Origin of the sequence: Scytonema hofmannii PCC 7110 (assembly GCF_000346485.2) — a bacterium.
GTDB lineage: Bacteria > Cyanobacteriota > Cyanobacteriia > Cyanobacteriales > Nostocaceae > Scytonema > Scytonema hofmannii.
The window spans coordinates 8,281,983-8,288,675 of the sequence record NZ_KQ976354.1; the positions used below are offsets into that span (position 1 = coordinate 8,281,983).

Annotated in this window: 4 protein-coding genes; all 4 read left to right on the forward strand. The window is 43.7% G+C overall.

Features of this window, described 5'->3' with window-relative positions:
* Positions 1-129 precede the first annotated feature (129 nt).
* Positions 130-1,470 (forward strand): efflux RND transporter periplasmic adaptor subunit, encoded by a 1,341-nt coding sequence (locus WA1_RS35055; protein WP_017745975.1) that lies wholly within the window; start codon positions 130-132, stop codon positions 1,468-1,470.
* 124 nt (positions 1,471-1,594) lie between these two features.
* On the forward strand, positions 1,595-4,831 hold the full coding sequence (locus WA1_RS35060) for an efflux RND transporter permease subunit (protein ID WP_017745974.1): 3,237 nt from the start codon (positions 1,595-1,597) through the stop codon (positions 4,829-4,831).
* A 196-nt stretch (positions 4,832-5,027) separates the two neighbouring features.
* On the forward strand, positions 5,028-5,354 hold the full coding sequence (locus WA1_RS35065) for a zinc ribbon domain-containing protein (RefSeq protein ID WP_272819459.1): 327 nt from the start codon (positions 5,028-5,030) through the stop codon (positions 5,352-5,354).
* Positions 5,355-5,462: 108 nt separating this feature from the next.
* Positions 5,463-6,656: an MFS transporter gene (locus tag WA1_RS35070; RefSeq protein WP_017745972.1), complete on the forward strand. Its 1,194-nt coding sequence runs from the start codon at positions 5,463-5,465 to the stop codon at positions 6,654-6,656.
* The last annotated feature ends 37 nt before the right edge of the window (positions 6,657-6,693 follow it).

Sequence of the window (6,693 nt, forward strand, 5' to 3'; positions counted from 1 at the left end):
AAGTATATTTAGGTGGGCTACCATATTATAGTTTATCTGTATAGCCTCGTCCAAAAGCAATAAATTTTTTATATTAGGATAAATATCCTATTAGCTTCCAGTTAGTTTCTCCTTAGGTGCCTGTAAGTCATGAAATTCCCTGAGCCTCAAACTCATTTTGAAGATAATCTTCCAGAGCGAACCTCAGAAGAGCCACCCCGCAGACAGCGACGGTGGCTTTGGTTGTTGATAGCCCTAGCAGTACTGGCGGGGGGAGGCTATGCACTTTGGCGTTTCCTTGCCCCCGGACAACAACAACCTTCACCTGCTAGCGCTCAGCCGCCAGGGGTGAGAGTTAAGATATCTACGGTGCAAACAGGTATCATAGAGGACAGTTCAGAATTTGTTGCTAACCTGGAATCGCGTCGGTCGGTGAATCTCCAACCAAGAGTTCAGGGTCAAGTCGCTCAGATATATGTTAGGTCGGGAGATACAGTAGCAGTAGGAGACCCAATCATCCAAGTAGATGCTAGAGAGCAACAAGCATCTGTGAGTGGTGTTGCAGCAGCAGCAGAGGTGGCGCGATCGCAAATGGAAAATGTGCGTGCAACTCTTCAATCCCTACAAGCAGAGCGGCTATCGAACCTATCTGATGTGAAATTGAACCAGCGAGAATACGATCGGTATGCTCGGTTAGCTGCAGAAGGAGCAGAATCCCGACAAGTCCGAGACCAATATGCAAACAGGTTAGAAACAGCACAGGCACAACTCCGTGCAACAGAAGCGCGGATAAAAGCCCAGGAAGCTAGCATCATCCAAGCAGAAAAATCCTTAAAGCAAGCCCAAGCAAATATCAATCAACAGCAAGTTCAACTTCAGTACTACAAAATCACTGCTCCTTTTCCTGGCACAGTTGGAGATATACCAGTTAAAGTGGGTGATTTTGTCAATACATCTACACAACTCGCTACCATTACTCAAAACCAACCTTTAGAATTAAACATTTTTGTGCCAAGTGAGCGGGGATCGCAATTACGTAAGGGAACACCAGTGGAGGTGATGGACGCACAAGGCAAAAACTTAGGAATGAGTCGTGTATTTTTCATTTCACCTAGTGTGAATAACAATACCCAAGCGTTACTCATTAAAGCGCTCTATGACAACAATAGAAATCAACTTAGGGCAGACCAATTTGCACGCGCCAGAGTTATCTGGAACCAGCGCCCTGGAGTTTTAGTGCCAACAACAGCAGTGACTCGAGTCGCAGGAGAAACCTTTGTCTATGTAGCTCAAACACCACCACCGTCACCATCCCCTCAATCTGCTCAAGAGGGGGAATTTCAACTTGTTGCTCGGCAAAAGCGCGTGAAGTTGGGCAACATCAAAGGTAATAATTACCAAGTTCTTGAAGGATTACAGCCAGGAGACAGAATCATTGTCTCAGGGCTACTCAACCTCAGAGATGGAGCACCCATTATTCCTGAATCATAGTCATCAAAGGTTAGTAGTTAGTAGTTAGTAGGGGCGCAATGCCTTGCGCCCATAAAGTGGCAGTTTTAACTAACCACTAACCACTAACTACTAACCACTAACCACTAACCATTCCCCAATACTTATGTTCGTTGACTTCTTCATCAAGCGACCTGTCTTCACCAGCGTTTGCGCCATTATTGTTTTGCTGGTAGGAGCAATTAGTATTCCCACACTACCCACAGCGCAATATCCAGAAATTAGTCCAGTTCAAATCAACGTGACAGCTAACTACGTCGGTGCTAGTGCTGAAGTTGTAGAAAACACAGTCACTACTGTTTTAGAAAGGCAGATCAACGGGGTCGATGGTATGAGATATATGACCTCAAGTAGCAGTAACAATGGCACCAGCACAATTACGGTTACATTTGACCCATCGCGCAATAAAGATATTGCAGCAGTCGATGTGCAAAATCGGGTATCGTTGGCTGAACCGCAACTGCCAGAACTAGTACAGCGAACAGGGGTCACTGTTAGCAAACAATCTACCGACATTCTTTTAGCAATAGGGTTATACAGCGATAAAAACGCTTACAACAATGTCTTTTTAAGTAACTACGCCGACCTCTATATAGTAGATGCTCTGAGAAGAATTAACGGTGTGAGTGAAGCGCGGATATTTGGTGAACGTCGTTATGCTATGCGTATATGGCTTGACCCAAATCGCCTCGCCAGTCGCAACCTCACTGCTCAAGATGTGATTGATGCCCTCGAAGAACAAAATATCCAGGTGGGTGCAGGGCAAATCGGTCAGCAGCCGTCTTCTGAAGACCAGTTGTTCCAAATAGACCTACAAGCCCTCAGCAGGCTCAGGGAACCATCAGAATTTAACGAGATGATTGTTCAAACAGGACAGGATGCTACACTCGTTAAGCTTAAAGATGTGGGTCGAGCAGAACTAGGAGCAGAAAATTACAACTCTTTTCTGAGATTTAGAGGTCAAGAAGGAGTGGGAATTGGGATATTTTCCACTCCCGGAAGTAATGCCTTGGAAGTTGCTAAGGCAGTGAAAGCAGAAATAGAGCGAATCAGACCCCAGTTTCCGCCCGGTTTAAAATATCAGGTCGCATTTGATACTACTTTATTTGTCGAAGAGTCGCTAGCAGAAGTCGTCCAAAGCCTTCTTGAAGCAGTTGGTCTTGTCATCCTCGTGATTTTCATTTTCTTACAAGACTGGCGCACCACTATAATTCCTGCAGTTGTTATTCCCTTAACATTGATTGGTACCTTTGCAATCATTAAGGTTTTTGGATTCTCCATCAATACCCTGACCTTATTTGGTTTGACATTAGCCACAGGTTTAACAGTTGATGATGCGATCGTCGTAGTTGAGAACATCACTCGCTTGCTTGAAGAAGAAGAGATGACACCGTTTCAAGCAGCCTCCGAAGCAATGCGTGAACTGTTCGGAGCAGTGGTTGCTTCTTCCTTGGTACTCATGGCGGTGTTTGTTCCAGTAGCCTTTTTCCCCGGCTCTACAGGAGAGATTTATCGACAATTTGCACTGACAATTGCTTTTGCAGTAGGGATTTCAACCTCTCTTGCTATCATCTTGACGCCTACCCTCTCAGCCCTCCTGCTACGTCGCGGACAAAAACCAGGTGGTTGGATAGGCTGGGTGTTTACGCGGTTCAATAACTTTATTGATTGGACACGCAGACAGTACGAGCGATCGCTCATAGCTCTCAATCGCATTAGTGCAGTTGTAATATTGCTGTTTGTTGCGTCTTTAGTGTTTACAGGCTGGTTTTACACCCGCGTACCAACAGCATTTCTCCCTGATGAAGACCAAGGTTATTTCATCACTATTATCCAAGGACCAGAAGGGGTTTCGCTCAACTACACCAGCAAAGTCATGCGCCAGGTAGAAGAAGAAATTCTCAAATTGCCTGAAGTTGTGGGAACTTTTGCTGTCGGTGGCTTTAGTTTTAGTGGCAGTACGGCAAATAACGGTGTTATTTTTACTACCCTTAAGCCTTGGGATGAGCGCCGCCAGCCGGAGCAGTCAGTACAGGCAATTATCGGCAATTTGATGGGGAAACTATCAGCAATTACAGACTCAAGAGTTTTGCCAGTTAACCCACCAGCTATTCGGGGTTTAGGTAGTTTTGCAGGCTTTCAATTTCAGCTACAAGATAGAGGCGGTAATAGTGGTTTGGATACTATGTTGCAATATATGGGTCAGTTAATCCAACAGGGAAATCAAACACCAGGATTGCAAGCTGTATTCAGCACTTATGCTGCAAGTACGCCTCAATATTTGATTGAAGTAGACCGCAACAAAGCCAAGGCTCTGCAGGTCGATGTAGATGATATCTTTAACACTCTACAAAGTTACTTGGGTTCTCGCTACGTTAACGACTTTAACTATCTCCGCCGGACTTATCGAGTTTATGTTCAAGCTGACGCTGAGTTTCGCTCCAACCCTGAAGATATCGGTCGTTTGTATGTCCGTTCTGCTAGCAATCAAGCCAACACTCAAGTCAACACTCAAACCAACACTCAAGCCAATAACCCAGCCAACGGTCAAATGGTTTCCCTAAGTAGTTTGGTGAAAATCATTCCAACCACTGGGGCGCAAACAATTAACCACTACAACTTGTTTAGGTCAATTGAAATCAATGGCGGTGCAGCTCCTGGTTTTAGTTCTGGACAAGCAATTAGAACAATGGAACAACTAGCAAAGCGAGTGCTACCACAAACTCTGGGCTATGAATGGTCAGGGATTGCGGTCGAAGAGCTAGAGTCTGGTGGTCAAGCGCCCCTAATTTTTGGCTTGGGAATTGTCTTCGTCTTCTTGGTACTAGCTGCTCAGTATGAGAACTACATCGATCCGTTGATTATCATGCTTTCAGTTCCTCTAGCTGTTCTAGGAGCGCTAGCAGCACAATCCCTACGTGGTTTGTCAAATGATATATACTGCCAAGTAGGTCTGGTGATGTTAATTGGTTTGGCAAGTAAGAACGCCATTTTGATTGTGGAGTTTGCTAACCAACTACGCTATGAGGGGTATTCAGTTACCAAAGCAGCCATAAAAGCATCAGAACAACGTCTGCGACCTATTCTCATGACAACATTTGCTTTTATTTTAGGTATTTGGCCATTGCTATTTCCAGAAGGAGCAGGGGCGGCTAGTAGGCGATCTCTCGGTACAGCGATCGTTGGTGGGACGTTAGTCTCTACTTTTTTAAGTCTGTTTATTGTGCCAATTCTTTATATCGTAATTGGCAAGATTCGCGATCGTATTGGGCCACGCCGTTCGTCTCAACAGTTAGAAGCTGCTGAAGAAGATGGTCGAATTCCTTATGAAACCCGTCGGTAAATTTAGATTCTCTGACACAACTAGTATATTCACGTAAATTAGGTTGGGATCGGATAACCACACTGTGCTCTTGTGGAATGGGCGTCCCCGCCCGTACTAGACGACAGGGCGGGCGAGGACGCCCACGCCACTGTGGTCTATTCATCTGAAAATTACAACATTAATAGGGAGAAGAAACAATCAGAACTTTGTTCAAATTCCTACGGCTAAGTTAAGAAAAAGAATTGAGCAGTTGTGCCAACAGTACGGTATCAACTATGTAGAAACTGAGGAAGCGTACACCTCTCGCGCTAGTTTTTTAGATGGAGATTTAGTACCTGCATTTGGTGAAAGACCCGAAGGGTACAAGTTTTCTGGTAAAAGAACAAAGCGTGGTGAGTATACTTCCAAAAAAGGTATAAAGTGCAACGCTGATTTAAACGGAAGCGCAAACATACTAGTTAAAGTAGCTACGAGATTGGGGCTAGACCTCAGTCAGATAGGTAGGGGTTGCTTGACTCAGCCTGTGCGGTTCTACGCATGAATCCCACCGCTTCAAGCGGTGGGAGAAGTCAAATAGCGCTCTATTTGGTAAATTAATGAGTGGTCACTATCCACCACTAAATCTCTTTATATTTTAGAAAACAAATTCATGCAACCAGCCAGCCTAGACAGCCAACCAGAATCTCCCAAACCATTTTTCTTAGACACAAATTTTCAAATTATTTGTGCAGTTTCTCTCATAGCAGTTCTTGGAGTTGCTAGCGTCACCCCTGCTTTTCCTGAACTAGCTCTAGAATTAGACGTTGACCCCAAAAATCTGGGGTTATTAGTTACGGTATTTACATTTCCTACTGTTATTCTAGGTCCTTTTATTGGTGTCCTAGCCGATCGCATGGGTAGGAAAAAAATTATTGTTCCTTCTCTGTTTTTATTTGGTCTTGCAGGTACGGCTTGTGCATTAGCTCGTGATTTTAACCTTTTGCTTTTACTACGGTTTCTACAAGGAATAGGCGCAGCTTCTTTGCTATCTCTCAGTATTACCTTAATTGGTGATTTATACGCAGCAGGTAGACGCACAACAGCAATGGGTTACAATGCTAGCGTCACTAGTATTGGTACAGCGCTTTACCCCACAGTCGGTGGTTTGCTAGCAACTTTTGGTTGGTACTACCCCTTTCTATTACCTATAGTTGCAATTCCAATTGGATTAATAGTATTATTTGCGTTAAAAAATCCAGAACCCCAGGGAGAAAGAAACTTAAAAGAGTATTTGAAACATGCTCTACAAGCTTTACAAAATCGAAAATTAGCTGGGTTATTTATTGGTAGTGCTGCTAACTTTGTTCTTCTCTACGGGGCTTATGTAACTTATCTACCTCAACTAATTAGTCAGACATTTAAAGCGCCTGCAGCAACAATTGGATTATTACTATCTAGTGTTTCCGTTGCTATTACAATTACATCATCACAATTAGGAAGGTTGTCGAGAAAGTATCACTCTACAACCTTGATTAGAACATCTTTCATTTTATATGCTTTAGCTCTGTTGATTGTTCCCCTAGTATCAAATATTTGGTTACTCTTAATTCCTACGACAATTTTTGGTATTGGCTTGGGAATTGGTGCTCCTAGTATACAAACTCGTTTAACCGAGATTGCACCAAAACAATATCTAGCCACAATTTTATCTGTCAACGGCACATTTTTTGGATTAGGGCAAACCCTTGGACCGCTACTCATGCTTGTAGCTTTTAGTTTTGGAGGTATCAATAGTGTGTTTTATGCAGGGGCAGGATTTGCAATTCTAATCCTTGTTGTGTTTAGATATTGCACTTGTTTATGAGTTAAAGTTAACAAGCCCCCTCTCCCATGGGGAGAGG